General features: G+C 63.8%; 31 protein-coding genes and 2 tRNA genes. 23 read left to right on the forward strand and 10 right to left on the reverse strand.

Annotated features, from left to right (window positions below; all coding sequences use genetic code 11):
* Positions 1-83: 83 nt before the first annotated feature.
* From ACNO8S_RS03510 to ACNO8S_RS03520, 3 genes are read left to right on the forward strand one after another with little or no spacing between them, the layout of a single operon-like run.
* Entirely contained in the window at positions 84-1,148 is a 1,065-nt protein-coding gene (locus tag ACNO8S_RS03510) for a carbohydrate ABC transporter permease (protein ID WP_014039730.1), read from the forward strand.
* Positions 1,145-2,074 carry a carbohydrate ABC transporter permease gene (locus tag ACNO8S_RS03515; RefSeq protein ID WP_014039731.1) on the forward strand — a complete coding sequence of 310 codons (930 nt, stop codon included), beginning with the start codon at positions 1,145-1,147 and terminating at the stop codon, positions 2,072-2,074. Before ACNO8S_RS03510 ends, ACNO8S_RS03515 begins: the two co-directional genes overlap by 4 nt.
* A 17-nt stretch (positions 2,075-2,091) precedes the next feature.
* On the forward strand, positions 2,092-3,231 hold the full coding sequence (locus ACNO8S_RS03520) for an ABC transporter ATP-binding protein (RefSeq protein ID WP_050006913.1): 1,140 nt from the start codon (positions 2,092-2,094) through the stop codon (positions 3,229-3,231).
* A gap of 58 nt (positions 3,232-3,289) precedes the next feature.
* Here ACNO8S_RS03520 and fen read toward each other — a convergent pair whose 3' ends face one another.
* A complete protein-coding gene (gene fen, locus ACNO8S_RS03525) occupies positions 3,290-4,270 on the reverse strand; it encodes a flap endonuclease-1 (protein WP_420182494.1) in 981 nt (326 codons plus the stop codon).
* Between the two features lie 80 nt (positions 4,271-4,350).
* On the reverse strand, positions 4,351-4,908 hold the full coding sequence (locus ACNO8S_RS03530; protein WP_064288313.1) for a GNAT family N-acetyltransferase: 558 nt from the start codon (positions 4,906-4,908) through the stop codon (positions 4,351-4,353).
* A 110-nt stretch (positions 4,909-5,018) separates the two neighbouring features.
* Here ACNO8S_RS03530 and ACNO8S_RS03535 point away from each other — a divergent pair, with 110 nt between their 5' ends.
* On the forward strand, positions 5,019-5,432 hold the full coding sequence (locus tag ACNO8S_RS03535; protein ID WP_014039735.1) for a DUF3054 domain-containing protein: 414 nt from the start codon (positions 5,019-5,021) through the stop codon (positions 5,430-5,432).
* Positions 5,433-5,467: 35 nt separating this feature from the next.
* Here ACNO8S_RS03535 and ACNO8S_RS03540 read toward each other — a convergent pair whose 3' ends face one another.
* Positions 5,468-5,635, reverse strand: a complete 168-nt coding sequence (locus ACNO8S_RS03540) for a DUF7331 family protein (protein ID WP_014039736.1) — start codon at positions 5,633-5,635, stop codon at positions 5,468-5,470.
* 478 nt (positions 5,636-6,113) lie between these two features.
* On the opposite strand from ACNO8S_RS03540, the gene ACNO8S_RS03545 reads away from it, so the two are divergent.
* Positions 6,114-6,347, forward strand: a complete 234-nt coding sequence (locus ACNO8S_RS03545; protein WP_014039737.1) for a hypothetical protein — start codon at positions 6,114-6,116, stop codon at positions 6,345-6,347.
* 107 nt (positions 6,348-6,454) lie between these two features.
* On the forward strand, positions 6,455-7,462 hold the full coding sequence (locus ACNO8S_RS03550) for an ornithine cyclodeaminase family protein (RefSeq protein ID WP_014039738.1): 1,008 nt from the start codon (positions 6,455-6,457) through the stop codon (positions 7,460-7,462).
* A 14-nt stretch (positions 7,463-7,476) separates the two neighbouring features.
* Here the strand turns inward: ACNO8S_RS03550 and ACNO8S_RS03555 are convergent, their stop codons facing one another.
* From ACNO8S_RS03555 to srp19, 3 genes are all read right to left on the reverse strand, one after another.
* Complete coding sequence (locus ACNO8S_RS03555) at positions 7,477-8,589, reverse strand: presenilin family intramembrane aspartyl protease PSH (RefSeq protein ID WP_420182495.1); 1,113 nt, start codon at positions 8,587-8,589, stop codon at positions 7,477-7,479.
* A 75-nt stretch (positions 8,590-8,664) separates the two neighbouring features.
* Complete coding sequence (locus ACNO8S_RS03560; RefSeq protein ID WP_014039740.1) at positions 8,665-8,892, reverse strand: H/ACA ribonucleoprotein complex subunit GAR1; 228 nt, start codon at positions 8,890-8,892, stop codon at positions 8,665-8,667.
* A complete protein-coding gene (gene srp19 / locus ACNO8S_RS03565) occupies positions 8,889-9,167 on the reverse strand; it encodes a signal recognition particle subunit SRP19 (RefSeq protein WP_004593581.1) in 279 nt (92 codons plus the stop codon). The genes ACNO8S_RS03560 and srp19 overlap by 4 nt, the downstream gene beginning before the upstream one ends.
* Before the next feature lie 122 nt (positions 9,168-9,289).
* On the opposite strand from srp19, the gene ACNO8S_RS03570 reads away from it, so the two are divergent.
* The gene (locus ACNO8S_RS03570; protein ID WP_014039742.1) at positions 9,290-10,060 is read left to right on the forward strand and encodes a CAP domain-containing protein; all 771 of its coding nucleotides are present in this window, start codon (positions 9,290-9,292) and stop codon (positions 10,058-10,060) included.
* An 889-nt stretch (positions 10,061-10,949) separates the two neighbouring features.
* Here ACNO8S_RS03570 and coxB read toward each other — a convergent pair.
* Positions 10,950-11,714, reverse strand: coding sequence for a cytochrome c oxidase subunit II (gene coxB, locus ACNO8S_RS03575; protein ID WP_050037666.1), 765 nt, complete (start codon positions 11,712-11,714; stop codon positions 10,950-10,952).
* Between the two features lie 142 nt (positions 11,715-11,856).
* Here coxB and ACNO8S_RS03580 point away from each other — a divergent pair, with 142 nt between their 5' ends.
* The 5 genes from ACNO8S_RS03580 (at position 11,857) to ACNO8S_RS03600 (ending at position 16,162) form a co-directional block, all read left to right on the forward strand.
* Positions 11,857-13,245 (forward strand): heme o synthase, encoded by a 1,389-nt coding sequence (locus tag ACNO8S_RS03580; protein WP_050037667.1) that lies wholly within the window; start codon positions 11,857-11,859, stop codon positions 13,243-13,245.
* On the forward strand, positions 13,242-13,943 hold the full coding sequence (locus tag ACNO8S_RS03585; RefSeq protein ID WP_420182496.1) for a DUF7546 family protein: 702 nt from the start codon (positions 13,242-13,244) through the stop codon (positions 13,941-13,943). Before ACNO8S_RS03580 ends, ACNO8S_RS03585 begins: the two co-directional genes overlap by 4 nt.
* 31 nt (positions 13,944-13,974) lie before the next feature.
* On the forward strand, positions 13,975-14,214 hold the full coding sequence (locus tag ACNO8S_RS03590) for a SelT/SelW/SelH family protein (protein ID WP_050037669.1): 240 nt from the start codon (positions 13,975-13,977) through the stop codon (positions 14,212-14,214).
* 269 nt (positions 14,215-14,483) lie between these two features.
* The gene (locus ACNO8S_RS03595; RefSeq protein WP_050037670.1) at positions 14,484-15,425 is read left to right on the forward strand and encodes an ABC transporter ATP-binding protein; all 942 of its coding nucleotides are present in this window, start codon (positions 14,484-14,486) and stop codon (positions 15,423-15,425) included.
* On the forward strand, positions 15,422-16,162 hold the full coding sequence (locus ACNO8S_RS03600) for an ABC transporter permease (RefSeq protein ID WP_014039748.1): 741 nt from the start codon (positions 15,422-15,424) through the stop codon (positions 16,160-16,162). Before ACNO8S_RS03595 ends, ACNO8S_RS03600 begins: the two co-directional genes overlap by 4 nt.
* Positions 16,163-16,178: 16 nt before the next feature.
* Here the strand turns inward: ACNO8S_RS03600 and ACNO8S_RS03605 are convergent, their stop codons facing one another.
* A complete protein-coding gene (locus tag ACNO8S_RS03605) occupies positions 16,179-16,718 on the reverse strand; it encodes a protein-tyrosine phosphatase family protein (RefSeq protein WP_023843156.1) in 540 nt (179 codons plus the stop codon).
* A gap of 161 nt (positions 16,719-16,879) precedes the next feature.
* Here ACNO8S_RS03605 and cofD point away from each other — a divergent pair, with 161 nt between their 5' ends.
* The 5 genes from cofD (at position 16,880) to ACNO8S_RS03630 (ending at position 20,459) form a co-directional block, all read left to right on the forward strand.
* Positions 16,880-17,872, forward strand: coding sequence for a 2-phospho-L-lactate transferase (cofD, locus tag ACNO8S_RS03610; RefSeq protein WP_420182497.1), 993 nt, complete (start codon positions 16,880-16,882; stop codon positions 17,870-17,872).
* Positions 17,872-18,618 carry a tRNA-dihydrouridine synthase gene (locus ACNO8S_RS03615; protein ID WP_151103013.1) on the forward strand — a complete coding sequence of 249 codons (747 nt, stop codon included), beginning with the start codon at positions 17,872-17,874 and terminating at the stop codon, positions 18,616-18,618. Before cofD ends, ACNO8S_RS03615 begins: the two co-directional genes overlap by 1 nt.
* A complete protein-coding gene (locus ACNO8S_RS03620) occupies positions 18,591-19,454 on the forward strand; it encodes a triphosphoribosyl-dephospho-CoA synthase (RefSeq protein ID WP_371727274.1) in 864 nt (287 codons plus the stop codon). Before ACNO8S_RS03615 ends, ACNO8S_RS03620 begins: the two co-directional genes overlap by 28 nt.
* Positions 19,451-20,077: a DUF447 domain-containing protein gene (locus ACNO8S_RS03625; RefSeq protein WP_420182498.1), complete on the forward strand. Its 627-nt coding sequence runs from the start codon at positions 19,451-19,453 to the stop codon at positions 20,075-20,077. The genes ACNO8S_RS03620 and ACNO8S_RS03625 overlap by 4 nt, the downstream gene beginning before the upstream one ends.
* Positions 20,078-20,267: 190 nt before the next feature.
* On the forward strand, positions 20,268-20,459 hold the full coding sequence (locus ACNO8S_RS03630) for a 30S ribosomal protein S17e (protein ID WP_004516807.1): 192 nt from the start codon (positions 20,268-20,270) through the stop codon (positions 20,457-20,459).
* Between the two features lie 62 nt (positions 20,460-20,521).
* On the opposite strand, the gene ACNO8S_RS03635 is transcribed toward ACNO8S_RS03630, so the two are convergent.
* Both ACNO8S_RS03635 and ACNO8S_RS03640 read right to left on the reverse strand, forming a co-directional pair.
* The gene (locus ACNO8S_RS03635) at positions 20,522-21,583 is read right to left on the reverse strand and encodes an Mrp/NBP35 family ATP-binding protein (RefSeq protein ID WP_014039754.1); all 1,062 of its coding nucleotides are present in this window, start codon (positions 21,581-21,583) and stop codon (positions 20,522-20,524) included.
* Between the two features lie 128 nt (positions 21,584-21,711).
* On the reverse strand, positions 21,712-22,011 hold the full coding sequence (locus ACNO8S_RS03640; protein WP_014039755.1) for a hypothetical protein: 300 nt from the start codon (positions 22,009-22,011) through the stop codon (positions 21,712-21,714).
* A gap of 218 nt (positions 22,012-22,229) precedes the next feature.
* Here ACNO8S_RS03640 and ACNO8S_RS03645 point away from each other — a divergent pair.
* From ACNO8S_RS03645 to ACNO8S_RS03670, 6 genes are all read left to right on the forward strand, one after another.
* Positions 22,230-22,314: transfer RNA gene (locus ACNO8S_RS03645), tRNA-Ser, on the forward strand.
* A gap of 21 nt (positions 22,315-22,335) precedes the next feature.
* Complete coding sequence (locus tag ACNO8S_RS03650) at positions 22,336-22,869, forward strand: 30S ribosomal protein S13 (RefSeq protein ID WP_008310371.1); 534 nt, start codon at positions 22,336-22,338, stop codon at positions 22,867-22,869.
* Entirely contained in the window at positions 22,869-23,384 is a 516-nt protein-coding gene (locus ACNO8S_RS03655; protein WP_004593562.1) for a 30S ribosomal protein S4, read from the forward strand. Before ACNO8S_RS03650 ends, ACNO8S_RS03655 begins: the two co-directional genes overlap by 1 nt.
* A complete protein-coding gene (locus tag ACNO8S_RS03660; protein WP_004516802.1) occupies positions 23,381-23,770 on the forward strand; it encodes a 30S ribosomal protein S11 in 390 nt (129 codons plus the stop codon). The genes ACNO8S_RS03655 and ACNO8S_RS03660 overlap by 4 nt, the downstream gene beginning before the upstream one ends.
* A 3-nt stretch (positions 23,771-23,773) precedes the next feature.
* Positions 23,774-24,553, forward strand: a complete 780-nt coding sequence (locus tag ACNO8S_RS03665) for a DNA-directed RNA polymerase subunit D (protein WP_004963344.1) — start codon at positions 23,774-23,776, stop codon at positions 24,551-24,553.
* A gap of 104 nt (positions 24,554-24,657) precedes the next feature.
* A tRNA-Leu gene (locus tag ACNO8S_RS03670) sits at positions 24,658-24,742 on the forward strand.
* Positions 24,743-24,757: the final 15 nt, after the last annotated feature.

Genomic DNA, 24,757 nt, shown 5'->3' on the forward strand with positions numbered 1-24,757 from the left:
CTGGCTGGCGAGACTGTGTGACTGACGACACATCCGTCGGGACGATGGACGGCGAACTCACGTCGGCGAACCACTGAACAACCATGCGCGAGATACTCAGTAGACTCCTCGCCACCGGGGGTAGGCTCCGGTCGGCGGTATCGAGAGACGAATCGGACGGCGACCAACTGGCAACAGACGGGGGGGCGACCGTGAAGACGACCCGGGGCGACTCGCTCCGGAACTCACTGCCGGTCGAGTGGGAACTCGTCGAATCCGCCCCGTTCTGGCTCCCACCAGTCCTGTTTGCGGGCTTTTTCGTCTACGGCGCTATCGCCTGGAACTTCCTCCTGTCGCTGACCGATTACAACGGCCTCGGCGGTGCACAGTACGAGACCTTCGACCTCAGTATGTACAGCCGTATGCTGAACGACGGGGCGTTCTGGCAGGCAGCACAGAACACGGTGGTGTTACTCGTCGTGTTCACCGTTCTCTGTCTGGCGCTTGGCCTGTTCGTGGCCATCCTCATCGACCAGCAGATACGCTTCGAGAACACGTTCCGAACGATATACCTGCTCCCAATGAGCCTCTCGTTCGTCGTCACAGCGACGATGTGGGCGTGGGTGTACAACGCCCGCAACGGCGTGCTCAATCAGCTCCTCCGAGTGTTCAATCTCGAAGGTGCCATCGTGGGACTACTCCGCCCGGCCGGGGTCAACGCCGAGGTCATTCAGTGGCTCTCCTGGAACACGACCGCCTTGGCGGCGGTCATCTTCGCGCTCATCTGGCAGTTCAGCGGCTACGCGATGGTCGTCTTCCTCGCCGGCCTTCGAGCAATTCCGACCGAACACTACGAGGCCGCGCGGGTCGACGGTGCGTCGACGGTTCGGATGTATGCGCGGGTAATCATCCCGCAACTCCGTGCCTCCGCGGTGTCCGCGTCGGTGGTGCTGATGGTGTTCGCGCTGAAGGCGTTCGACTTCATCTACGCGCTCCGTGGCTCACAGCCGGGGGCGAACATGGACATTCTGGCGACGATGATGTATCGGGTCGCGTTCGACAGCCTCCAGTGGGCGTACGGGTCAGCCGTCGCTATCGTGCTGTTTGCCCTCGCGCTGCTGGTCATCGGCCCGTACCTCTACAGCGAATACCGACGGGGTGAACTATGAGTATCAGAGGCGGCAATTTCATCGACGAACTCCGCAGTACAGAGAACAGTCGTATCGGCCTGTATGCCCTCCTGCTGGCGGGTATCGCCTTCTACCTCTTCCCGGTAGAGACGGCCGTGATGACGATGTTCAAGACCGAGAGCGCGTTCGCCCGGACGCTCCCGTTCGCGCCGCCGGGCACTGACGGCTTCACGCTTGAAGCGCTCAGCACCGCCTGGAACACGCTCCGGCCGGGACTTATAAACTCGCTGTTGATGGCGATCCCGGCGACGATTATGTCTGCGCTGCTTGGAAGCCTGACCGCGTACGGACTGACGACGATTAGCTGGCGCGGCCAGGTCGGCGTGGTCGTTCTCATCATCGCGGGCATCTTCATCCCCTACCAGGCCGTGCTGGTCCCGCTGGCACAGTTCTGGTTCCAGGTGTTCCCCGGACTAGTCGAGGGTTTCGTCAACACTCTCTTCGGCTTTATTACGGGCGGCAGTTGGCAGTATCCGAGCCGTAACGGCTACGTGCAGTTGCTGCAGCTGTCGGTGACCCACGCTGCGTACGGGATTCCGATCTGTACGTTGCTGTTCCGGTCGTACTACCAGAGCATCTCCGAGGAGATGATCGAGGCCGCTCGCCTCGACGGCGCGAGCGCGTTCAGCATCTACCGCAACATCATCCTCCCGCTGTCGCTGCCGATGTTCGCGGTGACGCTCATCTACCAGTTCACGCAGGTGTACAACGACCTGCTGTTTGCGCTGGTGCTCATCAACGAGCCGGCCTCGCAGGTGGCGACCCAGCGCCTCGCGGCGCTCACTGGCGGGGTCGTCCAGTCGTTCAACACCACGATGGCGGGCGCCATCGTCGCAGCACTGCCGACGCTGCTCGTCTACATCGTGTTCGGCGAACAGTTCGCGAAAGGCGTCGCTGGAGAGTAATTACGGAGGTATTCACAATGGCACAACTCACACTGGACGAGGTAACGAAGACGTTCCAAGACGACGACGGCGAAATCATCGCAGTTGACGAGGTATCGGTCGACATCGAGGACGGCGAGTTCCTCTGTGTCGTCGGCCCATCGGGCTGTGGGAAATCGACGACCCTGCGGATGATCGCCGGGCTCGAAGACATCACGCGCGGCGAGATCCGGCTGGACGGCCAGATAATCAACGACCAGCCGCCGGCCCGCCGGAACGTGGCGATGGTGTTCCAGTCCTACGCCCTGTACCCGCACATGACCGTGCGGGAGAACATGGCGTTCGGGCTGGAGGAATCGACGGACATGCCCGACGACGAGATCAACGAGCGCGTCGAGAAGGCGTGCAAGGACATGGACATCTTCGAACTCATCGACCGCAAGCCCGGCGAACTCTCCGGCGGCCAGCAACAGCGCGTGGCGCTCGGCCGCGCTATCGTCCGGGACCCCGAAGTGTTCCTGATGGACGAGCCGCTGGCGAACCTTGACGCGAAGCTCAAAGCGGAGATGCGGACGGAACTCCAGGAGCTCCAGCAGGATCTCGACGTCACCACTGTCTACGTCACCCACGACCAGACGGAGGCGATGACGATGAGCGACCGTATCGCCATTCTCAACGACGGCGTCCTCCAGCAGTGTGCGACGCCGCTCGAGTGTTACCACGAGCCGAACAACCTCTTCGTCGCCGGCTTCATCGGCGAGCCGTCGATGAACTTCTTCCCGACGACTCTGGAGGGGTCGACGCTACGGGGCGAGTGGTTCGAGTACGAACTCAGCGACGAGACGGTCGCCGAAGTCGAGGGGACGACCGACATCACGCTCGGCATCAGACCCGAAGACATCGAGTTCGTCCAGACTGACACCGGCCCGAACGTGTTCGATTCCACGGTCAACGTCGTCGAGCCACGCGGGAACGAGAACACGGCCCACCTGCAGTTCGACGAGTCGATGGACGACCAGTTCATCGCGACGGTCGGCGGCATGAAACAGCTCAAGGCCGGACAGCGCGTCAAAGTCCGGTTCCCCGAGAACGCGATTCACCTCTTCGACACGGCCAGCGGTGAAGCCATCCGGAACCGCACGCTCGACGAGATCGAAACGGTCGAGTCGGTCGTCTGAGCTGAAATCGTCCGCGGTCGTTTTTAGTGCGCTATTGGTCAGTCGTGGGTTTTCGCTGTCACGCCCAGCGGTCTAGCCCCGTCTGGACGACCGACTCGTCGATGCGCTCGAACCCGCGAGCGACCTCGTCGGCGTCGACCTCCCACTGCTCGGTGACGAACGCGCGGGCGGCGTCGACGTCCGGCTCGATGCTGTCCGGAATCTCGTAGTCGTCGGTGACTTCGGGGTCGAGAAACAGGTTCCGGATGCGGTCGGCGTGGTCGATGTGTTCGTCCCGGGCTTCGAGAACGGCGTAGAGGTCGCCGTGCTCGTGAAGTTCCTTGACAGCAGTCTTGGGACCGATGCCGGAGATCCCCTCGTTGAAGTCCGTCCCCATCAGGATAGCGGCGTCGACCAGTTGCTCCCAGGTGAGGTCGTGCTGTTCGAGTGTCGCCTCGAAGTCCATCAGCTCGGGGTCACCCTTCGACGTAATCTGGCGGAGCGTCATCGGCGCACCGAACAGGAGCGCGTCATAGTCCTCCGTCCCGACGTAGTCCACGTCGCCCCGCCGGGCCATCACCGACGCCTGCCCTTCGCCTTCAGCGGGGGCGTCGACGATAGGCACGTCGAGCAGTTCCAGCAGGTCCCGCGTCGTGTCGACGATGGTATCGGTCAGCCGCTGCGTGCGGGAGTCAAGCTTGGCGACGCGGGTGCTGTCACCCGCTTCCCGGGCTGCCTCCAGTTCGGACTCGTACTTCTCGCGTTGCTCGCGGCGCTTCTCGACCTCGTCGTCTTTGAGGTCCGTGACCGCGCCGTCGAAGACGAACACCGGCGTGAGGTCGTGTTCAAAGAACTTCGGTAGCCCTTGGACGACGCCGATGAGGTTCGCCACCTCCTCGCCGTCGCCGGTGGTGTACTTCGACTCGCTGGTGAACTTCACCGTCGTCGTCAGATAGCGATAGAGCCAGTTGTGGGCGTCTACGGCGACGACGCTCCCGCCGAGGTCGCCGAACGACACGTCCGACAGCGCCGCGAGCGACCGTAAATCAGCGTTTCCCATTGGCAGGCCTTTGGCCGACAGCCGCTTGAATCTCTCGGAGATGGGACGACTCTACAGGCCAGTCGACTCGATCGGGCCGATCAGCCTGATGTGGTTGTCCGTCCGGACGGCGGTTCGGCCCAGTCGTCGAGGACCGACGGCGGGTCGGCGTCGGCCTTCGCCGCGAGAAACGACTCCTCCTCTGGCGAGAGATCGCGCTCCCGAAACAGGTCCAGACCGGCCTGATACCGTTCGGTACTGCGGTCGCCCGGCCAGACGAGGTCGAGTTCGGCCATCCCCGACTCCGCGCCGCTGAAGCAAAACCCGGCCCGGTAGGCGGCCTGGTAGGAAAACGGATTGTTGACGCCGATGGACACGCGCTCGAAGTCCCGCTCCGTAGCGCGGTCCCGAACGAACCGGAGGAGGCGGGCACCGAGCCGGTCGCCCTGCCGGTCCTGCCGAACGGTGATATACCGGACACAGAGCGTGTCGGGGTCGGTCCGGTCGGCGTCGAACGCGGCCGCGGCCACCACGCCATCGTCCCCGACGACGGCCTTCCCGGTCGAGGTCATCACGAACTTGCCCGCGTACGCGAACTGCTCGTGATCTAGCCGGAGCCGGTGGCCGTCCTCGGGCCAGCCGAGCAGCGTGAACTCCATACACCGACACTGGGGCCGCCCACTGTAATCAGTGCTGGTCCCTGTTTTAAGGCACCAACCGCCGTCGTCGAATCCGGGAGAGCGAAGTGCCCGGAGCCGGAACTACCTGTATGAGCGTCTCGACGGTGGGGAACGGTCGTATCGAACTGTCCGCCCGGACGGCGCTGGTGGCCGTCGGCGACCTGCTGGCGATTGCCCTGTTCGTCGGTATCGGTGAGCTGACCCACGGCATCAATCCGATACTGAGCCCGGCTCGATTCGCTGGGACGCTGACGCCATTTTACGTCGGCTGGCTCCTCGTCGCCGGACTCGGGGGGCTGTACACCGCCGCGGCGACCGGAACGGTGCGGGCGGCTCTCGGCCGCACTATCGTGGGGTGGGTACTGGCAGTCGGGATCGCGCAGGGGCTCCGTTCGACGTCGATGTTCCCCGGCAATGCGGCAGTGACGTTCGCGCTCGTCTCCGTGCTCGTCGGTGGCACACTGTTGCTGTGCTGGCGCGGTGCGATTGCAGTCGCAAAATAAGCGGCCTGTAACAGAGCTGCGGTGTCGCTGACGGACTATCGCAGGTCGGCGACTTCGAGCGATTCTGTCGACTGAATCCATGCCTGGTGGTTCTCCCGGTCGTAGATTACGAACTCTTCGTCGCCGATGTTCAGTTCTGCGTATCGTCGTTCTTGCTCGTCGGTCGCGGCGTCCGTCGTGTTGTCCGTTGCGTTCGTGCTCATTGTCTCGTTTGGGAATCGGCGTTCCGTTTTTCTCCGATTCAACGTATCTTGGCGTACCTAATAAGCACATGGACCCAGTTATCATCGGAGAAAATAGGGGGCATTACCACACCATGAATCACCTAATCCAGTTCTCAAATTCTGAAAACAGGTGAGTCGGTGGGCTCTATCCCGAGAAACAGATAACCGTCACAGCAGACATCACATCCCGGCCGGCAAACACCGCATTCCAGCTTTGGGGTGAAATATCATATCCTGCGTACGGCTGCGGGCCAGCAACAACAAGTCGTCCCCGCCCTTATATTGTGAATCGTTCACAAGAATAGGCATATATTAATCTTTCCCCAAAATCCAACTCATAACTTATGAATTTGTTACTCAGCGGGTACTGAATAAATTCTCAGGGGCCATTGAGTGTATTATCCCGTATTTTAGGGAAACATTCATATACTCCGCTATCGTAGACTGATTCATACTTATGACGGGATATTACGACATCATTCTTGGACTCATTCCGCTCGCCATGGCCGGCATCACCGCCTCTCTGTTCGTTGTCGGCTTCGAACTGACGACGGCGATTCCGCTGGCCTCTGTCGTAACAGTCGGCCTCATCGGCCACGCGATGTTCGTCCGTGCCCCCGTCGACCCGGTTCCAAACGACACGTCGACCCAACAGAGCCCGCAGTCGGACCCGCTACAGACTGCGGACTAGGCGCTTTCCTGTCCGTCTACTCTCCCGTTTTCGATAGATATCCGTAACCGGTCGTACAGATTGGCACTGCCGGGCAGTATAAGAGTCGGTCGCCCAAACGACGGAGTATGACGACAGATGCGACAGCGCTGTTCCTGCAGAGCGACGAAGTAGCTGATCTCGCTGAACCCACCGAGTACGTCGACGCCGTCAGAGAGGGGTATCGCCAGCGTGGCGAAGGTGCCCCGGCGACTCCCAGAACAACGCTGTTCTCGGACGAGCCCGCGGGAATGTTGACGGGCTATCTCGCGATTCTCCCCGACACCGGTGCGATGGGCGGGTACACCTACGCAGCCGGTTTCAGCGGGCAAGATGCACACTTCACGCTCCCGATTTTCGACGCCGACAGCGGTGACCCGCTTGCTGTCCTCGACGGTGCGAGCATGAACCCCCACAAGACTGGCGCGGCCGGGGCGGTCGGTGTCGACGCACTGGCCCGTCGGGACGCCAGCGACCTCGCAGTCATCGGCAGTGGCGCACAGGCTCGCGGCCAGGTCCGTGCGACGGCGACAGTCCGAGATTTCGACCGCATCGAGGTGTACTCCCCGACGGCCAGTAGCCGCGAGTCCTTCGCCGCGGAGATGAACGACGCGCTGGACCCGACAGTGGCTGCTGTCGCGTCCCCGGCCGCAGCAATCGAGGGGGCCGATGTCGTTATCACGGCGACCAGCGCGAGCGAACCGGTGTTCGACGGCGATCTACTCGAGCCGGGAACTCACGTAACCGCGATGGGCCAGTACCACCCCGAGAAGAACGAACTGGACGCGACGACGATCGAACGCGCCACGTACGTTCCGGACTTGCGCGAGCGGGTGACACAGGACGCCGGGTCGTTCATTAACGCCCTCGATGCGGGCGTCATTGACGAGGACCACGTCCACGCCGAGCTAGGTGATATCGTCGCCGGCAACGCGCCCGGGCGGCAGTCACCCGAGGAGATTACAGTCTTCGACTCCGGCGGCACAGCCATCGAAACCGTCGCCGCGGGCCACATGCTGTACGAGCGGGCGAAGGCAGAAGGCCGGGGTGAGGAGATCGATTTCGCGCCCGCGAGCAAGGCCCTGACCGGACGGTAGCGGCTGCAGGAGAATTAGAGGTACGGGCCGAGACCGAGGGCGTCTATCAGACTAATACCGGCGGCGAGTGCGCCGACGATGTAGCCGGCGATGGTTCCACCGTTCAAGAGTGGGAGTCCTGCGTGTGCGCGCCCCTTCAGCACCATCCACAGCAGTATCGCCAGGCCGACGTAGGACCCGAGCATCGCGGTCAGCGCCGGCAACGGGACGCCGAACACTGACAGTACGTCCGACGAGGCGAAAAAGGCGGCGCTGGCGACGAGTATCGACGGGATGATGGCGTCACCGAGACCGATAAACAGCGCGTCGCGCTCTAGCGGGTCGGCGTGAACGTCAGCAGTTTCGTCTGCTTTGCCAGTCTCTGTCGCGTCGTCGGGACGCTCCGCCGGCTGGCTCCCATCCGCAACCGCCGGACCGTCTGCGTCGGCTCCGTGTTCTGTGGTCGCCGGCTCCTCGGCCGCGTCGTCCGCCGCCGTTGCGTCGTCGTCAGTCTCGTCTTCTGCTACCGAATCCGCCGCCGTTGCGTCGAGATAGGAGTACGACAGCGTCATCGGGATCACGAGGACGACGGGGACCTTGAGGTCCATGACGCCCGAGGCCAGCGTGAGCATGTGCTCAGTCCCGTAGACGCTGATCGCATCGTACACGGCGAGTACAGTCAGCAGGACGAGCGCTGGCAACACCCCGAAACTGATGCCAAACAGGCCGGCTGCGGCAGCACCCATCACCGCACCGGCGGCGTCGATGACGTACCACTCGGGATAGACCAGCAGTGCCGTCCCCAGGCCCAGCGCCAACAGGACGGCAACGACGTTGAGGCCGGCGTACGTGAGCACCGGCGGGACCAGCACCTGAAACACGTACAGGGAGAGCCAGGCCGACGAGAAGACGATGAGCCCGCGAATGAGCTGGTCCACGTCGTAGCGGAAGGCAAGCAACATGACCGCCGTTGCGACCAGAATCGCCCCGATGTACATGAGGCTGTTCGTGGGGTCAGACGGGTCTTCGACGGCCTGGTACCCAGCCGACTCGAAGGGCTGGACCAGCGCCAGTGCGCCGAGTTGGACGAACAGGAAGATACCAGCGATAAGGCCACAACCGCCGAGGATTCGCCACCGTCGCTCCATGCACACACGTCCTGCAGGAACCGGTTTGAGCGTTACGAAGCAGATGTTGACAGACGTCGGCGGTTCGGAGGGCTCTTACCGCGCGTACAGGACTGTGCCGACCAGCGCTGGGAGATGCACGCTGTCGTTCGGCGAGACAGCGAGATACGGGCGCTCGACCGGACCGAACACGTCGACGACGGAGCCAACCGTCTGGAGTTCCTCGTCGACCACGTCGGTTCCCACGGACGCGTACTCGTCGTCGGGTGCCCGGACGACGGCCAGTCCCTGTGCGACCCGCGAGACAGTGCCGATGCGTTTCATTCACGTAGCGCCTGCATGTAGGCCGCCACAGCCCCGAGCAGGTCGCTTTTCGTCGCGTCGTCCGCGTCCTTGACGACGACTCGCCCGCGGGCTTCGTACTCGCGTGGATACGTCTTGTCCCGCTCGATGACCGCGTCGTAACCGACCTGCTGGACGGCTTTAGCGATCTCGTCGACAGTCGGGTCCTCGACGGCCAGATCCAGTGACACGCGACGCCCGTCGCTGCGCGAACGGTTGGCGTCGAGTGCCGCCGGCCAGATAACGTTCTCGACCATACCGGCAGTGGCCGCCCGTGGCATATATGGGTTATCGTCACCGGCGACAGTAGACGAAATGAAAATCAGATGAAGTATATGAAGAATCAAGCTTACATACCTCTGTAATCTATCCGTTGTATATGGTAAAGAAAGGGTTACTCGCTATCGCCGCCGTGGTGCTCCTCGTGGTCTTGGGGACGGGAGTGCTTGTCGGAGCACAGTTCGCAGGCGGGACAGCGGATACGACGACACAGACAACTGACTCACAGAGCGACGACGGTAGCGGTGGCTCAACGACGACGGCGACGGCGGGCAATAGCACTACGCCAACACCGACGCCAGGAGCAAACGGGACGGCGACACCGGCCGAGACTGCGACCCCGAAACAGGAGTCGATCCCGGCACGGAAGTTCAATGAACAGAACGTCTCCGACTACGTCCGGCAGTTCCTCAACGAGGAACGCAAGGCTGCAGGTGTCCCAGCGTTCGAGTCGGGACTCCGGACTGAAGAGGATCTGAACGAGATGGCAAAGGGCCACAGCGAGCAGATGGCCGTCGAAGGGCAGGCGATCCACAAGATCGACGGTGTCTCCAGCAAAGACCGATACGAAAACACCGGGCTCTATGACCGGTGTACGTTCGACTCTGCGGAGGGTGAGTACATAGAGCAACCGGACCGAAACCGGTTCGAGGCGGTTGAGCAGACAGTCGCCGGACAAACGTACGAAGAGGACGGCAAAGAGCGGTTCCACGCCACCGACAAGGAAGTCGCCAGAAAGATCGTCGACGACTGGATGGCGTGGCCGGACTACCGCGAACGGCTCACGCTCCGCAACGCTAATCTCGTCGGCATCGGCGTGGAGATAACCGATACCGGCAACGTGTACGCGACTGCCAACATCTGCGGATAGCGGTCGGACTGGACGACCGACGCGGCAATTGTTCTGACCACCGGGCTGCTCGTGAGTGCTGTCTTGCTGCCACCGTCCTCTCTCTGTTCAGATTCTACGCTTTTCGTCCAAATGCAAGCAGCGCCGTCGCTGTCTCGTTGTTCTCTGTGGTCGGGGAATCGCTGGTGGCAGTACTCAATCCGTCTATAGCGTTCCCCGGCATGCTGCTGCCCCTCATAGCGTGGCTAAACCAGTGGCTGTTCTCCTGCCCCTCACAAGACCCTTACACAACCGGTCTCACCAGCTATCATGCATCGCCGACAGTTCCTCTCAATCTCAGCACTTTCCAGCTCTCTCTCCGGTTGTGTTGAGTGGAATTTTGACGGTACTACCGAAAACAACTCTTCAGCACCGAAGGCGACAGAAACGCCGAACGACACTGCCACTGAAACCGGGACGCCGCCTTCCGATGTATCGACACCGGAATGTTGGCCGTCGATGTGTGCCGGATCGAAACTCGTGGCAGTCCAAGTCGCAGGTGATTTTTCGGGCGACGTTGTGCTAACTGCCACCTGTCAGAACAAGGAGTTTTCAGTTCAACCAGGCGAATCAGTCCGGATCAACCGCGAGGCGGACGCTGAGGTCTGTGGAATCAGATTATATATCGACGGCAAGCACGCATTCAGTGATAGGGTTAGCAGCCACCAAAGCCTGAACCTGACAGTTGATTCGAGTGGCGAAGTGACTGAAAGATGGGTCGTTCAGTAACGGACTGACAGGCCGCTTCAGCGCGGTACTTCAATCTGACCGTGACTCCCATTCACCCTGCCGGAAATTCGTGATCTGCTGGCTGAGAATAATCTTCCGTAACCCGGCAGTTCTCGAAGGGAAAAGACGCCCAGTTACCGCGCTACTTGTCGCTGCCTTCGGAGTCGTCGCCGCCGCTCTTTTGCTCTGCCAGCCAGTCCTCGTACTCGTCCTGCGGGACGACCTCAACGGTCCCGAGCATCTGTGAGTGACCAGAGCCACAGTACTCGGCACAGTAGAGCTGGTACGTGCCGGTGTTACCCGCGTTGGTTCGGAGACGGTTGTACTGGCCGGGGAACGCGTCGGATTTCAGTCCAAGTCCGGGAACGTGGAACGCGTGTAGCCAGTCAGTCGACGTAACCCGCAAGGATACGTCCTGATTAGCCGGTATCTTCATGTTCGTCGTGGTGGTCACCTCCGCCTCGCCATCCCAACTCGATTCGTTGTAGTAGAACGTCCAGCCGTACCGCTGGGCTTCGACGGTAATGAGTTCAGTGTCCTGTTCCTGTAGTTCGGCCTGGTCACCGGCCTCGGCGGTGACGTACGGGCTCGCCATCACCTGGTAGGAGGCGACCCCGACGAACAGGAGAATGATCGCCGTCGCGATGGTCCAGGTGACTTCGAGTCGGCGGTTCTCCTGCGTGGGAAGCGCCTCTTCCTGATTACGGAACCGCCAGACAGTGTAGATCAGAATCCCTTCGACGAGGACCGTAATCGGGAGAGCGACGTACAGGAGGTTCATGTTCAGCCCCCAGATGAGGCTATCCGTCGTCGAGTCCTGAATCTGTGCGGCGGCGGCCGGCTCGGCGGCGAGCGCGAGCAACGCAGCACCGAACAGAGCGACCAGACCGGCGCGTTTCCGGGTCATGGATGCGGCTTAGGATTTCGGGGATAAATAACTGCTGTCTTCGCCGCAGGCTCCCGATTTGTAGCGATAGGGCAGCGGAACGGCTCCGGACGGAGACAGCGGAATCGCGAGGTCTAAGTGGCCAGCATCGAAGGATACAATAATGGCAGAGAGCCGGACCTTCACCGGGCTGCTCGCCGCGACCGCCGTCGGCGTGTACTTGCTAGTTCTCGCCGGCGCGACGACAACGCTCACCGATGCGGCAGCAGCCTGTACTACATGGCCGCTGTGTGACGGACCGGTCGACGTGACGAACACGGCCCTGCTGGTCGCCTGGGGACACCGACTCGTCGCAGCCGCCGTCGGACTCTTCGTGGTGGCTGTGGCCGTTATCGGGCTCCGATCCAGCTGTCGCGGCCGCGTCAAGGCAGCTATCCTCCTCGGCACCGCGCTGTACCCGGTCCAGATAGCGCTCGGTGCCGTCGTCGCGACGAGCACCGAGACGGCGCTCCCCGGCGCCCACCTCGCTCTGGGGATGGGTATCTTCGGCTCGTTCGTGCTGGCTCTGGCGTGGCACCTCGAAGCTGAGACGGGCAGTGATGACGAGACCCCCGTGAAGAACCCGACACTCGCGCCGGAGCCAGCCGACGACGGTCCGGCACGGTCGCCGACGCTCTCCACCCGCGAGCGCATCGTCGAGACCGCATCGGCGTACTTCCGCCTGATGAAGCCCCGGCTGATGTGGCTCCTGTGTCTGGTCGCCGCGGCCGGAATGGCACTCGCCGCCGGGCAGACGCTCACTGTTCGGACGGTGTTGCTCACGCTCGGGGGTGGCGTCCTCTCTATCGGCGCGTCGGGGACGTTCAACCACGTTCTCGAACGGGACATCGACAAGCGCATGGACCGGACCTCGGACCGTCCCATTGCGACCCATCAGGTTCCGGTCCGGAACGCACTGACTTTCGGCCTGCTCCTGTCGCTCGCCTCGCTGTGGCTGTTCTGGCAGGTGAACGCACTCGTAGCGGTCCTCGGATTGACCGCGATTGTGTTCTACAGCGTCATCTACACGCTCGTACTGAAGCCCAACACCGTCCAGAACACCGTCATCGGCGGGGCCGCCGGCGCGCTGCCGGCGCTCATCGGCTGGGTCGCCGCTGACGGGTCGGTCGGCCTCCCGGGAATCGTCCTCGCCGTCGTCATCTTCCTCTGGACGCCAGCGCACTTCTACAATCTCGCGCTCGCGTACAAGGATGACTACGAGGCGGGCGGCTTCCCGATGATGCCGGTCGTCCGCGGCGAGACCGAGACGCGCAAACACATCGTCTACTATCTCGGGGCGACGCTCATCGCAGCAGGTGTTCTGGGCGTGCTCACGCCGCTTGGCTGGCTGTACGCCGTCACGTCGGTGTTGCTGGGTGCAGTGTTCCTCTGGGCCGTCATCCTGCTCCACCGCGAGCAGACCGAAGCGGCGGCGTTCCGGGCGTTCCACGCGTCGAACGCCTACCTCGGGGCGGTCCTGATCGCCATCGTTGTTGATGCACTCGCACTATGAGTACCACGACAGCAACCTTCAGGGATGTAATCCCGGACACACGCTCGCTGGTGACCTGGGCAGCCGTATTGAACGCGGAGGCCATCCTCGTTCTGGGCTACGTCCTCAACACGGCCCAACCCGCAACGGACCCGTTCCTGCTGCTGTTCCCGTTCATCTGGCTCAACGTCGCCGGTCTCGTTGTCCTGCGAGTGCGCCCGGAACTGACCAGTCGCCGGCGGACGCTCGGCAGTGCGGTTCTCGCCCTGGGCTACCTGCTCGTGCTGGGGTACGTCGGCGGCGTGTACGGCACAGGCGGTCAGGGAACTGGCCTCCGGCTGGTCACACAAGCCCCGCCCGGGTTCTCGCCGACGGTCGTGTTCAGCGGCGCAACCCTGAGCGTGGTGCTCATCCCGTGGAAGATCGCCGGCTATCTGGCGCTTTCGTACCTGGTGTTCGTGACTGCTGTCGATGCAAGTGGCGGCGCAGTGGGCGGCATCGTCGGCCTCTTTTCGTGTGTCTCCTGTGTCCTCCCGATTATCGCGTCGATACTGGGCGGGTTCGTCGGCGTCGGGGCGACGCTGTCACAGGCGGCACTGTCCCAGTCGTACGGCCTCTCGACGGTAGTGTTCATCACCTCGGTCGGACTGCTGTACGGCGTCCACCGCTTTGACGTGACGCTCGTCGGTCGGCTCCGAACGCTGGTCGACCGACCATAGAGCTTTCACGCAGACAGCCGTGAAAGCCGGTATGAGCTCTGTCGAAATCGAATACTGCGTCCCGTGTGGGTTCCGCGAGCGAGCAGTAGATGTTCAGCAGGCGATTTTATCCGGACTGGAGCTGGAACTCGACAGCGTTCGGCTCGTCATGGGCGACCACGGCGTGTTCAGAATCAGTGTCGACGACGAGACCGTCTACGACAAAGCCGAGGCCAGTGAGGAGTTCGACGTGGACGCTATCGTACGCGAGGTCCGGTCGCACGTCATGTAACAGGGTATCGTGATGTCAGTGGAATCCCGTGCCGGAGCTGCCATCGGTTTGCGAAGATCTACCGCACAACAACCTATTTATTGTTCTGCCGTGACATATTCGGCAAATGGCGACGAAAACTGAGTTCTGTGATCACTGCGAAGACACCCAACCAGTCGTCACGGACAAGCCGTGGCTTCCGGCCGTCTGTCTGAGATGTGGCCGTAACGTGTAGCCGATAGTCGCGCGAGAACGGAACTGCTTTCGGCCACCCGACCGGACGAGGGCGCATGGACGAGGTACTGGTCGCGTCGGATGTCGGGCGGCGCTACGGCGATACGGTTGCACTCGACGGCGTTTCGTTGACGGCGACCACCGGAGAGGTGCTCGCGCTGGTCGGTCCCAACGGGGCTGGCAAGACAACGCTGGTACGGGCGTTGACCGGAACGACAGACGCGACCGGCGAGGTTCGGCTGTTCGGCCAGTCGCCCAGAACGGTCGCCCGCGACCGAATCGGTCTGCTGCCACAGTCGTTTTCGCCCCACGAGCGGCTGACGGCGCGGGAGCTGCTGGAATACTACGCCGGTCTGTACGATGACACTCGCGATGTCGAAGCCGTCCTTGACGATGTCGGTCTGACCGACACTGCCAGCACGACATACGAGAACCTCTCGGGTGGCCAGCAGCGACGGGCCTGCGTCGCGACGGCGCTCATCAACGACCCGGACCTCCTTGTGCTGGACGAACCGACCACCGGCATCGACCCGGCCGGTCGGCGTGACCTCTGGCGACTGCTGGAGGGGCTTGCCGACCGCGGCGTGACGATACTCGTCACGACCCACTACATGGAGGAGGCCCAGCGGCTCGCGGACCGCGTCGGCCTCCTCGCCGACGGGACACTCATCGCACTCGACTCGCCGGACCAGCTCGTGGCCGAACACGGCGGCGACAGCCAACTCATCGTCGACGGAACTTTCGACGAGGCCGCCGTTTCAGCCATCGACTACCCGGCGGAGACAGCGATCCGGAACGGCCGGCTGGTCGTCTACGGCATCCGCCCGGAGTCCATCGGCAACATCACCGAGCAACTGGGCCAGGCGGGCATCGAGTACGACAGCCTCACCTGGAAACAGCCTGACTTAGAGGACGTGTACCTCGAACTCACCGGAACGGCTGTCGGCCAGCGCGGTGAACCGCGCCGGACAGAGCCGGCGGCAGGTGGTGTCCAATGAGCCGACTGGGGCGACTCGCATCGGAGACGCGCGCGGCGTCGCTGGCTTTCCTCCGGCGACGGACGGCCGTCTTCTTCACGTTCTTTTTCCCGGTCATCATCGTCGTCATCTTCGGTGTGCTGGTCCAGACCCAGCCTGGCGGCGGCGGCCTGTTCACGGAACCGCCGAGCTTCTACGCGCCGGGCTATCTGGCCGTCGTCGTCCTGTTTACGCCACTCTCCCGCGTCGGTAGCGAGGTGGCGCGGCATCGGGACGGCAACCGCTTCGAGAAACTGGCGACGACGCCGCTGACCCGAACTGAGTGGCTGCTCGCTCAGACGCTCGTCAACGTCGTCATCATCGGCATCGCCGGCCTCATCATACTCGGCATGATGGTGTGGCTGACCGGCGCGACCATCCGCCCCTCTGTGCTCCTACTCCCCTTTGTCGGCCTCGGCGTCGCGCTGTTCTGTGCCGTCGGTGCGATGCTGGGCAGCCTTGCGGACTCACAGGACGGCGTCATCGCGGCGAGCAACGGCCTCGCGCTCCCGCTGCTCTTCCTCTCGGAGACGTTCGTCCCACAGACCCTCCTGCCCGCGTGGCTCCCGACCTGGCTCTCGCCGCTGACGTACTTCTCGCGTGGCGTCCGTGCGGCGACAACCGGAACCGGTGAAGCACTCGCCCCACTCGCCGTTCTCACAGTCTGTGCCGTCGTCGGCTTTGCCGTCGGCGCGCGGCTCCTCCCGCGGACGGACTGAGCACCGACGGGGCCTTTTACAAGCGTGCGACCGACGACAGCAGACTGGACAGCTCCGCTTCAGTCGCGTTCCCCGATTCGATAGCGTCTTGCGGGTCACGGCCCATCTCTTGGACAGTTTCGATGGCGCGGTCGGGGCCGTAGTCGTAATGATACACCAGCCACGCGGCGAGTACCTGTCCGGTGCGGCCGATGCCGGCCAGGCAATGAACGACGACCCGCTCTTCTGTCTCACAGGCGTCAACCAGGAACGGCAGAATATCGTCGTGGAGGCGGTCTTGGGGGATGAGTTGGTGGTCGGGAACCGGTACGTGGCGGACTGATGACGCTCCGAAGGCCTCCCGATAGCGCTGGATGTTGGCCCCAGCGTCGTCGAGCTGTTGTCCGGGAAGCAGACAGCAGACCCGCTCGATGTCGTGTGCCTGCATGTGTGCGATCCAATCGTCGAGCGCGTCCTGGTGCGTGGCGGCCGAATGCCAGCCCGGCGCACAGGACCCGTAGACGTACTCTTCGTTGGAGGCTGCAGGCGCGAAGCGGTGTGGATTCACGATGGGCATAGCACCCGTTACCCTGCCTATCCTACCGATACCCTTCACTCTACCCACCCAATTCTCAGCTGTGATTCTCTGAATAGAACACTGTCTCCGCCAGACTGCTTTCCAGCTCCGACCAGTTTCAGTGGCCACGTTTATACTGTCAGTTCCCCCTACGTCGAGACATGGTGACGTTTCTTGCCGGCGGGACGGGAACGCCGAAGCTCCTCGCCGGTGCCGACGACGTGTTTTGGCCGGCGGCGACGACTGTCGTCGCCAACACCGGCGACGATATCGAACTGGGAGGCCATCTCGTGTGCCCGGACCTCGATACCGTCCTGTTTCTCGACGGTGAGGTCCTCGACCGGGAGACCTGGTGGGGTATCGCCGACGACACCGCCGAGACACACAGTGAACTGACGCGGCTCGCCGACGCCGCCGGGCTCGATGGCGGCCCACGATACCTCCCCGACGACGCGCAGACTGAGGGCCGAGATATCGCCCGCTGGCGACGCTTCTCCGGCGTTGCGGAGTTCATGCACATCGGCGACCGGGACCGCGCGGTCCACGTCACGCGCACCTCGCTCCTAGACGAGGGCCAATCACTCACAGCCGTGACGCGGACGCTCGCCGACGCATTCGGATTGGCCCGGACACTGTTACCGATGAGCGACGACCCGGTCGCTTCCATCATCCACACGCCGAGCGGTCCGATACACTTCCAGGAGTGGTGGGTCGGTCGGAACGGGGAGCCGCCGGTCGAAGATGTTGAGTTCAGGGGCGCAGAACGGGCCAGCGCGACGGATGCCGTCCTGACCGCACTTGACGATACGGTTGTCATCGGCCCGTCGAACCCCGTGACCTCGCTCGGGCCGATGCTCGCCATCGATGAGTTCGAGCAGGCGCTACACGAGACAACGGTCGTCGCCGTCTCGCCGTTCATCGAGGACACGGTGTTTTCCGGGCCGGCGGCGGACCTGATGGCCGGCGTCGGGCTGGAGCCCAGCACTGGCGGCGTGGCCGAGGCGTACCCCTTCGCTGACGCGTTCGTACTGGACGACGACGATTCCACGCCGCTCGACGTGCCGGTCATCCGAACCGACACGACCCTCGACGACGCGGCCGACGCTGAGCGGGTGAACCGTGCCGTCGAAACGGCCCTCTCGGAGGTGGCCTGATGTTCGAGCCGCGACTCGCCCTCGCGAGTCTGAGCGGCGAGGCCGACGCGTCGTGGGCCCGCGCGGTCGAATCCCACGTTGGGTGTGCGTTCCTCGGCGGTATCGCACTCGACGACCGGACGCGCGAGGCCGCCCGAGCGATGACGGACCGCGACCGCTCCGAGTTCCTGCCGGACGATCCGGTCGTGTTCGTCGACGACCAGTTGGCTGCGCTTGCGGACGCACCGCTGCGCCCGGCGTTCAACGTCCGGAGCGCGACGCTTGGCCCCGTCGAGCGTGTCGCCGCCGTCTGTCAGCGCCACGACGCCATCATCGAGATCAACGCCCACTGTCGGCAGGACGAGATGTGCGCCGCGGGTGCCGGCGAGGCGCTGCTCCGGGAGCCGGAACGACTGGCGGCGTTCGTGGAAACAGCAGCGTCGACAGGGGCGACGGTGTCGGTGAAGGGCCGTGCCGAACTTGATGGCGTCTCGCTCCCAGCTGTCGCTCAAGCCATCGAAGACGCTGGTGGAGACCTGTTCCACGTCGACGCGATGGACTCCGAGTCGGTCGTCGCCGACGTGGCCGACGCCACCGACCTGTTCGTCGTCGCGAACAACGGCGTTCGAGGGAGAGAGACGGCACGGGAGTACCTTTCGTACGGCGCTGACGCCGTCAGCGTCGGTCGCGCGAGCGACAAGCCGGAGACGCTCGACGAGATCCGAGCGACGACAGCGGAGTGGTTCGCGTCGGAGGTGCCACTGTGAGCGAACGGTCGGTTGCACAGAACGCCCAGCTTGCACTGCTGCTGGAGGTCTCCGGGACGCCGAAGCCCGGCAACGTCGACCGCGAGCGGGAGTACGATGACCTGCGGTTCGAGCATTTCATGGCCGGGGCTGTGGGGGCGCGTCCGGGGCTTGACCGCGCGGCCGCGGGCGACCCGGTTGGTCCCGCGTTCGAGGCCGCCGTCGACGGGATGGCGGACCAGTCCGGCGGGAACACCCAGTTCGGGGCCCTGATGGTACTCACACCCCTTGCCGCCGCGGCCGCGGACGGGCGACTGTCACCATCCGATGTCGATGCTGTGGTTCATGAGACGACCGTCGAGGACGCGGCGGCGTTCTACCGCGCCTTCGAACATGTCGACGTGGCCGTCGACGACCCGCCCGACGGGCTGGAGCCGCTCGACGTTCGCCGCGGACGCGACGCGATTCCGGAACTCCGCGCGCGTGAGATGACGCTGTTCGACGTGATGCAGTCCAGCGCGGATGTCGATGGCGTGGCCGCCGAGTGGGTGTCCGGTTTCGAGCGCGTGTTCGAGGCCAGCGAGTGGCTACTGGACGGATCCGGTCCGGTCGCCGACCGCGCATCGGACGTGTTCATCGAACTGCTCGCGGCGGAACCGGACACCTTCATCGTCACGCGGCAGGACCGCGAAACCGCTGAGGAGGTCCAGCGACGGGCACAGGCTGTCCTCGAGGGTGCGGAAACCGCGACCGGCCTCGCCGAGGAGTTCGTCGAGCGGGACATCAACCCCGGAACGACTGCTGATCTCGTTGCGGGCGCGCTGTTCGTCGCGCTCGAACGGGGGCTCGAAGTGTGACCAGGGATTCCTCTGGAGATGGCGGCCCGGACTCCGGTGGCTCCGGGACGGAGTGGCCGGTCGCCCTTTCCGGCGTCTCCGAGACCGTCGTCACTACCCTGGGGCCGAACGAGCGCTGGAACGTCGCCGCACTGGGTGTCCATGCGCCGGACGGCGACGGACCAGCCACGGCGACGACGTGGGGCCGGACCCGGACCTGGCGGAACTTCCGGGAGCGTGGGGGCGGCTACGTCCAGTTCACGCGCGACCCGGTCGACTTCGCCGAGGCGGCGCTGTCGGTCCGCGAGGAAGACGTCCCTGTCCTCGATAGCGTGGACGCGTGGGTCGAAGTCGATGTGGAGCGGCGTGACTCTGGCTCGAAGGGGGACACCCAGTGGGTCGAGTGGGAACTGCATCCAGTGGACAGCGCCGTCGAACGGCGCGTCGTGCCGACGACGAACCGCGGCCACGCCGCCGTCGTCGAGGCGACGGTCGCGGCTTCGCGGCTGGACGTGCCGAGCTACGACAGCGAGACGCTGCTAGACCGTCTCGCGTACTTCGAGTCCGTGGTCGAAACGGCCGGCGGCGAACGCGAGCGAGCGGCTTTCGAACGCGTACGCGAACTGATCGATGCCGAGTGGTAGGGACGCCGCACGGAATGAGGGGCACACAGGCGACACACGACGACCCGTGACAGACTGTGTCGCACTCTCGCGGACCCTGCCACGGCGACGTTCAGCGCACGGTAACGGATCGTTCCACCCCTACTGATAAACGTTCGCGTGCGTGGTCCGTTCCGAACCCTTTTTGAGTGCGACCAAGCAAGTAGCGCGCATGGCAATCAAACCCGCCTACGTCAAGAAGACCGGGACGCTCCTCATGGAGCGATACCCTGACGCCTTCGGTGCAGACTTCGAACACAACAAAGACGTCGTCGAGGAACTGACCAACATCGAGTCCAAGGGTGTCCGCAACCGCATCGCCGGCTACGTCACCCGGAAGATGAACAACCCGGTCGAAGCGTAATTCGGTTCTTTCTCTCTGTTTCTTGCCGGTGACTGAGCCGCTGCTGTATCGGCTCTGAACCCTTACTGCTCTGGCTGGGCGCGCTGGCTGTCGCTCTGTCGCTTTCGGTGGATAATGCCCTGCATGTTGGCGGTGCGGGCGGCGATGTCGCGGAACGACTCGCCGACGTCGCTGTCCTCATCAAGGACGAGCGGTTCCCCGGTCGCGCCCCCTTCCCTGACTTCGGGGTTGAGCGGGATCTCCCCGAGGAACGGCATCTCCGTCTCGTCGGCGAACTCGCGGCCGCCGCCGCTGCCGAAGATGTCGTGCGTGCCGCCACAGTCGGGACAGACGAACGACGACATATTTTCGACGATGCCAAGCACTGGCGTCTCGTGGCGACCGAACATCCGGAGCCCCTTCCGGGCGTCATCGAGGGCGACTTCCTCCGGCGTGGTGACGATGACAGCCCCGGAGACGGGCACTTGCTGGAGCATCGTCAACTGCGTGTCGCCGGTCCCCGGCGGCAGGTCGACGACCATGTAGTCGAGTTCGCCCCACAGCACGTCGTCCCACAGCTGCGTGAGGACGTTGTCGACCATCGGGCCGCGGAAGATAACCGGATCGTCCTTGCCGACGAGGAAGTCCATGCTCATCAGCTTCATCCCGTGTTTCTCGACGGGGATGATCTCCTCGTCCTCGGTTGCGCGGGGCGATTCGTCGGCGTCGAGCATCCGCGGGACGTTCGGCCCGTACACGTCGGCGTCGAACAGGCCGACGCGGGCGCCGAGCCGCGAGAGGCCGGCGGCGAGGTTCACCGCGACGGTGGACTTGCCGACCCCGCCCTTCCCCGAGGCGACCGCGATGACGTTCTTGACCTTCGGCAGTGGGTCTTCGGCCTCCGGGACACCGCGGTCGACGCTCGCGGAGAGGTCTATCTCACGGTCGATGTCGCCCATCGCCTCGCGGACCTCGTTCGCGATGCTCGTCTCCGTCGGCGAGTACGGCGCACCGAGCGCCAGGTCGATGCTGACCTCGTCGTCAGTCACGTCGATGCTGTTGATCAGCCCGAGTGAGACGATGTCGGCTCCCAGATCCGGGTCCTCGACCGTTCGCAGGCGCTCGCGTACGTCGTCTGTATTCATGCACAGGAGTAGGTCCCGGAGGTGCGATAAGGATTGTGACCCGTCGAATGCGGGCAGTCCGCTGCCCCGGCCCCGCAACAGCGGATAAGTTCTAAGGTCACTCTCGCGTGCGCGAAGAACACATCTCTCTATGGATGTCGAAACACATAGACGTTCTCTCCGTCCAGTTCGGCGCGCAACTCGCCGCTGTCGTGGTCGAACACGAGCCGCTCCGGCGTCCCGGCAAACGAGTGGAGCGGCATCCCGGTGTCTATCGTACCATCGGGAGCCACTGCGACGTGGGTTCGGCCGCTGAAGTCGGCCCGGAGCGTGCCGTCGTCCGTTTCGGTAACCGTGCCGGACCCTGCGAACCGTTCCAGGTGGTCACGGACCGCTGTTCGGTCGGTCGGGTCGACGCTGTTGCCGCCGTCAGTGATGCACCGACGCATACGCCGACATGGGCGCCTAGCGACGAATGTGTTGTGCTGGCACCTGACAAGTGCAGCGATGCTTGCGATTCCATGTCTCTGTGGGTATGTCCCGAAGTCACGCTGTCGGGCCCCTTCGTTGCGTTTAAATACAACCCCGGAATAGAATCGGATAGACTCGTGTAGGGGGACCAGCCCCCGAGTCCGCGTGCTGCGGGCGCGAGTGTCATAGAACGCGTGTCGTGGTAGCCAAGCCTGGCCCAAGGCGCAGGGTTGCTAACTCTGTGGCGTACAGCCTCCGGGGTTCGAATCCCCGCCACGACGCTCACCCATCAGTACCTACATATGAGTGCAGAAGACCCCAACGCGGGCGAGGACGCGGATGCCGAAGAGGAGGAGGACATCCGCTATTTCGTCCGTATCGGACAGACAGACCTCGACGGGACGAAATCCGTCGAGCGAGCACTGACAGAACTGAACGGTATCGGCCACCGGGCCGCCCGAATCATCACCCAGAAGGCGGACGTGGACCGGCGCGCGGTCTTCGGCAAGCTCGACGACGACGTCATCGAGCGCGTCGTCGACCACGTCGAGAACTTCGCCGACGAGGTGCCCGAATGGATGGCCAACCACCAGAAGGACTACTTCACTGGTGAGACCACCCACGAGACTGGCAACGACCTCCAGCTCACCCGCCGGCAGGACATCAACCGCATGAAGATGATCGACTCCTACCGCGGTGTCCGCCACAAGCGCGGCCAGAAGGTCCGTGGACAGCGTACCAAGTCCACCGGCCGGACGGAGGGGACCATCGGCGTCAACGTCGAGGCGATTAAAGAAGAGCAGGCTGAGGAAGCCGCCGCGGAGGATGACGAATAATGGCGCTTGGTTCGAACACGAAGTTCTACGAGACGCCGAATCATCCCTTCCAGGGCGAGCGAATCGCCGACGAGGCCAACCTCATCGGCCGCTACGGCCTGAAGAACAAAGAAGAGCTCTGGCGCGCACAGTCCGAGCTTCGTGGCTACCGCCGTGAGGCCCGGAAGCTGCTGGGCAGCGCCGGCGAGCACGAGACCGAGTCCGAGGAGTTCCTCGCTCGGCTCAAGCGCTACGGCATCCTCAACGAGCAGGACCAGCTCGACGACGTGCTGTCGCTCGACGTGACCGACGTGCTGGAACGTCGCCTGCAGACGGTCGTCTACCGCAAGGGCTACGCGAACACGCCCGAGCAGGCCCGCCAGTTCATCGTCCACGGACACATCGTGCTGGACGACGCTCGCGTCACTCGACCCGGCATGACGGTGGAGACCGCCGTCGAGAGCTCGGTCGGCTTCGACGAGCACAGCTCGCTGTCGGACGAACTCCATCCTGAGCGCGCGGAGGCCCAAGAATGAGCGAAGAAACCGAAGACATCTGGGGCATCGCCCACGTGCACGCATCGTTCAACAACACGATTATCACCATCACCGACCAGACCGGCGCGGAAACGCTCGCAAAGAGCTCCGGCGGGACGGTTGTCAAGCAGAACCGCGACGAAGCGTCGCCGTACGCGGCGATGCAGATGGCCGAGGTCGTTGCGGAGAAAGCCCTCGACCGCGGCGTCGAGGGCGTCGACGTTCGGGTCCGCGGTCCCGGCGGCAACCTCCAGACCTCGCCCGGTCCGGGTGCGCAGGCGACGATCCGCGCACTCGCCCGAGCGGGCCTGGAGATCGGTCGCATCGAGGACGTCACGCCGACCCCGCACGACGGCACTCGTGCACCCAAGAACTCCGGATTCTAACCAATGACACAGGACTACGAGGTTGAGTTCGTCGAACGCGGCGAGCGCGAGGCCCGCATCCTCGTGCGCGGCATCACGCCGGCGTTTGCCAACGGCATCCGGCGAGCGATGGTCGCGGACGTGCCGACGTTCAGTATCGACACCGTCCGCGTCATCGAGAACACCAGCGTGATGTTCAACGAGCAGATCGGTCTCCGACTGGGACTGGTCCCGCTGACGACCGACCTCGACGACTTCGAGATCGGCGACGAGGTGACGCTGTCGCTGTCCGTCGACGGGCCGAGCACGGCCTACTCCAGCGACCTCGTCTCCTCGGACCCGATGGTCGAGGCGGCCGACGACAACATCCCGATCATCGATCTCAAGGAGGGCCAACGTCTCGAAGTCGAGGCCGACGCCGTCCTCGACACCGGTCGGGAACACGCCAAACATCAGGGCGGCGTGGCCGTCGGCTACCGACACCTCCAGCAGGTGGAGGTCGTCGGCGACCTCGGCGAGTTCGAGGACGACGACCCGAACATCCTGCGTGGCGTCATCGAAGAGCAGGCGGCCGAACACGCCGCCGGCGACGCCACCAACGGCGAACTCGTCGCGACAGACGAGTTCGACAACGACCTCCGGAACCGCTACCCCGGCAAAGACGTCGAGGTCTCGGACGTGCCGAACGCGTTCGTGTTCCACGTCGAGACGGACGGGTCGTTCACCACCGAGGAACTGGTCCTGCGCGCGGTCGAGACGCTGCGTGACCGCGCGACCGAACTGAAAGACGCAGTCCAACTGTAACGACACAATGCCCCGACACACCCCACCACTACCGATGACCGCCCGCTCCCCGAGCGCGAGGACCGAAAGGGGTTTTACGGGGCACGCAAAACGAACAATCGCGCGCAGGGATAGCCAAGTTTGGCCAACGGCGCAGCGTTCAGGGCGCTGTCCCGTAGGGGTCCGCAGGTTCAAATCCTGCTCCCTGCACTTTTCCCACAACGG

It is taken from the genome of Haloarcula sp. KBTZ06 (assembly GCF_048595605.1).
Taxonomy (GTDB): Archaea; Halobacteriota; Halobacteria; order Halobacteriales; family Haloarculaceae; genus Haloarcula; species Haloarcula hispanica.

Coding starts and splice junctions, on each gene's coding strand:
- ACNO8S_RS03545 (WP_014039737.1), top strand. CDS start 6,114: ATGACGGGATATTACGACATCATTCTTGGACTCATTCCGCTCGCCATG.
- ACNO8S_RS03605 (WP_023843156.1), bottom strand. CDS start 16,718: ATGCCCATCGTGAATCCACACCGCTTCGCGCCTGCAGCCTCCAACGAA.
- ACNO8S_RS03580 (WP_050037667.1), top strand. CDS start 11,857: ATGGCAGAGAGCCGGACCTTCACCGGGCTGCTCGCCGCGACCGCCGTC.
- ACNO8S_RS03570 (WP_014039742.1), top strand. CDS start 9,290: ATGGTAAAGAAAGGGTTACTCGCTATCGCCGCCGTGGTGCTCCTCGTG.
- ACNO8S_RS03535 (WP_014039735.1), top strand. CDS start 5,019: ATGAGCGTCTCGACGGTGGGGAACGGTCGTATCGAACTGTCCGCCCGG.
- ACNO8S_RS03585 (WP_420182496.1), top strand. CDS start 13,242: ATGAGTACCACGACAGCAACCTTCAGGGATGTAATCCCGGACACACGC.
- ACNO8S_RS03635 (WP_014039754.1), bottom strand. CDS start 21,583: ATGAATACAGACGACGTACGCGAGCGCCTGCGAACGGTCGAGGACCCG.
- ACNO8S_RS03630 (WP_004516807.1), top strand. CDS start 20,268: ATGGCAATCAAACCCGCCTACGTCAAGAAGACCGGGACGCTCCTCATG.
- ACNO8S_RS03510 (WP_014039730.1), top strand. CDS start 84: ATGCGCGAGATACTCAGTAGACTCCTCGCCACCGGGGGTAGGCTCCGG.
- ACNO8S_RS03560 (WP_014039740.1), bottom strand. CDS start 8,892: ATGAAACGCATCGGCACTGTCTCGCGGGTCGCACAGGGACTGGCCGTC.
- coxB (WP_050037666.1), bottom strand. CDS start 11,714: ATGACCCGGAAACGCGCCGGTCTGGTCGCTCTGTTCGGTGCTGCGTTG.
- ACNO8S_RS03650 (WP_008310371.1), top strand. CDS start 22,336: ATGAGTGCAGAAGACCCCAACGCGGGCGAGGACGCGGATGCCGAAGAG.
- ACNO8S_RS03595 (WP_050037670.1), top strand. CDS start 14,484: ATGGACGAGGTACTGGTCGCGTCGGATGTCGGGCGGCGCTACGGCGAT.
- ACNO8S_RS03530 (WP_064288313.1), bottom strand. CDS start 4,908: ATGGAGTTCACGCTGCTCGGCTGGCCCGAGGACGGCCACCGGCTCCGG.
- ACNO8S_RS03515 (WP_014039731.1), top strand. CDS start 1,145: ATGAGTATCAGAGGCGGCAATTTCATCGACGAACTCCGCAGTACAGAG.
- ACNO8S_RS03655 (WP_004593562.1), top strand. CDS start 22,869: ATGGCGCTTGGTTCGAACACGAAGTTCTACGAGACGCCGAATCATCCC.
- ACNO8S_RS03540 (WP_014039736.1), bottom strand. CDS start 5,635: ATGAGCACGAACGCAACGGACAACACGACGGACGCCGCGACCGACGAG.
- ACNO8S_RS03520 (WP_050006913.1), top strand. CDS start 2,092: ATGGCACAACTCACACTGGACGAGGTAACGAAGACGTTCCAAGACGAC.
- ACNO8S_RS03640 (WP_014039755.1), bottom strand. CDS start 22,011: ATGCGTCGGTGCATCACTGACGGCGGCAACAGCGTCGACCCGACCGAC.
- ACNO8S_RS03555 (WP_420182495.1), bottom strand. CDS start 8,589: ATGGAGCGACGGTGGCGAATCCTCGGCGGTTGTGGCCTTATCGCTGGT.
- ACNO8S_RS03550 (WP_014039738.1), top strand. CDS start 6,455: ATGACGACAGATGCGACAGCGCTGTTCCTGCAGAGCGACGAAGTAGCT.
- cofD (WP_420182497.1), top strand. CDS start 16,880: ATGGTGACGTTTCTTGCCGGCGGGACGGGAACGCCGAAGCTCCTCGCC.
- ACNO8S_RS03600 (WP_014039748.1), top strand. CDS start 15,422: ATGAGCCGACTGGGGCGACTCGCATCGGAGACGCGCGCGGCGTCGCTG.
- fen (WP_420182494.1), bottom strand. CDS start 4,270: ATGGGAAACGCTGATTTACGGTCGCTCGCGGCGCTGTCGGACGTGTCG.
- ACNO8S_RS03590 (WP_050037669.1), top strand. CDS start 13,975: ATGAGCTCTGTCGAAATCGAATACTGCGTCCCGTGTGGGTTCCGCGAG.
- ACNO8S_RS03665 (WP_004963344.1), top strand. CDS start 23,774: ATGACACAGGACTACGAGGTTGAGTTCGTCGAACGCGGCGAGCGCGAG.
- ACNO8S_RS03660 (WP_004516802.1), top strand. CDS start 23,381: ATGAGCGAAGAAACCGAAGACATCTGGGGCATCGCCCACGTGCACGCA.
- ACNO8S_RS03615 (WP_151103013.1), top strand. CDS start 17,872: ATGTTCGAGCCGCGACTCGCCCTCGCGAGTCTGAGCGGCGAGGCCGAC.
- srp19 (WP_004593581.1), bottom strand. CDS start 9,167: ATGGTCGAGAACGTTATCTGGCCGGCGGCACTCGACGCCAACCGTTCG.